1 protein-coding gene and 1 pseudogene are annotated in these 1,667 nt (G+C 78.4%); one reads left to right on the top strand and one right to left on the bottom strand.

From position 1 onward, the window contains the following. On the top strand, positions 1-1,088 hold a 1,088-nt coding region (locus tag ABZS66_RS61615), incomplete at its 5' end, for an ATP-binding protein (RefSeq protein ID WP_354774264.1). A gap of 152 nt (positions 1,089-1,240) precedes the next feature. On the opposite strand, the pseudogene ABZS66_RS61610 reads toward ABZS66_RS61615, so the two are convergent. Continuing rightward, positions 1,241-1,606: pseudogene (locus ABZS66_RS61610) on the bottom strand (helix-turn-helix transcriptional regulator); the annotation flags it as partial. Positions 1,607-1,667 lie beyond the last annotated feature (61 nt).

The following is a 1,667-nucleotide window of genomic DNA, read 5'->3' as shown; positions in this document are numbered from 1 at the left end:
GCACCGCCGGCCACCCGCCGCCCCTGGTCGTGCCGGCCGCCGGCGGCGCCGCGTTCCTCGACGTCACCGGCGGCGGCCCGCTCGGCACCGGCGGCGGCTTCCCCGTGCTCCGGGCCCGCCTCGACGCCGGCGACGTGCTGCTGCTCTACACCGACGGGATCGTCGAGCGCCCCGGCCGCACCGCCGCTGAGGGCGCCGCCGAGCTGGCCCGGGTCGCCACCGACGCGGTCGCCGGCCGGGCCCTCCAGGCGCCGGACGCGTCGCCCGCCGAGCGGGCCGCCACCCAGCCGGTCGAGCTGCTGGTCCGGGCGACCGGCCACGGCGACGACATCACGCTGCTCGCCGTGCAGCGCACCGAGCCCCCCGCCCCGCTCGCCGTGGACCTGTCGGCCGACCTGTCCCGCCTGTCCGCGCTGCGCCGCGCGCTGGCGGGCTGGCTGGGCGGCTTCGGCACCACCGCCGACGACGTGTTCCTGCTCCAGCACGCGGTCGGGGAGCTGGTCACCAACGCGATCGAGCACTCGCTGAGCGACGACGTCGTCGCGGTCCGGGGCGACCTGACCGCCGAGGGGGAGGTCGTGGTCCGCGTCGCCGACCGGGGCCACTGGCGCGAGCCGGACCACGTCTCCGAGCGGGGCCGCGGCCTGGCGGTGACCTCGCAGCTCGTCGACGCGCTCCGGCTCGACCGCGGGCCCGGCGGCACCGTGGCCGAGGTCCGCCACCGCCTGACCCGCCCGGCGTCGATGCTCACCCCGGCCGCACCCGCGCCGTCCGCCGTGCCGCGCCCACGCCCGCCCGCCGAGCTGTCGATCGTGGACACCGGCAAGGGCAGCGTGACCGTCTCCGGCCCGGTCGACGCGGCCACCGCCGCCCGGATGCAGCACGAGCTGCTCTACCGTTCGCGCGGCGGCACGCTGGACCTGACGGTCGACCTGTCCGCCGTGACCCACCTGGCCAGCGCGGGCGTCGCCGCACTGCACACGATCGCCGACCGCCACCGCGCCCAGGGCAGCGAGCTCGTGCTGCTGGCGCCGCCGGGCAGCCCGGCCCGCCACGTACTGACCCTGGTCGCACTGCCGCACTCCTGAGCCCACCCCGCTGCGGTCCGCCCGGCCGCGCCGGTCGAGTCTCGCGGCGCGCCGCTGCCCACGCAGCCGCGCTGGTTCGGTGATCTCGCGGCGCGCCGTGGCCCGGCGCGCTGCCGTTCGCCTGTGCTCGGCCGGTGTGCGGTCGCGCCGGCTCAGTCTCGCGGCGCGCTGCCCTCCACCGCGGGGTCTTTCGGTGTGGCGTCGGGTGTGGCGCGGCGGAAGCGGCCCGGGGCGGTGCCGACGTGACGCTTGAACGCGGCCGCGAAGGCGAACTCCGACGTGTAGCCGACCCGCGCGGCGACGCCGTGCAGGGGCGCGTCGGACTCCCGCAGGAGGCGGGCGGCGGTGGTCATGCGCCACCAGGTGAGGTATGTGAGCGGCGGCTGACCGGCGAGCGCGCTGAACCGCCGGGCGAAGGGCGCCCGGGACAGCCCGGCGACCCGCGCGAGCGACGCGACGGTCCACGGCGCGGCCGGGTCGGCGTGCATCGCCTGCAGGGCCGCGCCGACGGCCGGGTCGCGCAGTGTTCAACCTGGTGAAGTACGCGGGCGCGGTCTACCTTGCCTACATCGGCCTGCG

The organism is Dactylosporangium sp. NPDC005572 (genome assembly GCF_040605515.1).
GTDB lineage: Bacteria > Actinomycetota > Actinomycetes > Mycobacteriales > Micromonosporaceae > Dactylosporangium.
This window is presented reverse-complemented; position numbering and strand designations above follow the sequence as displayed.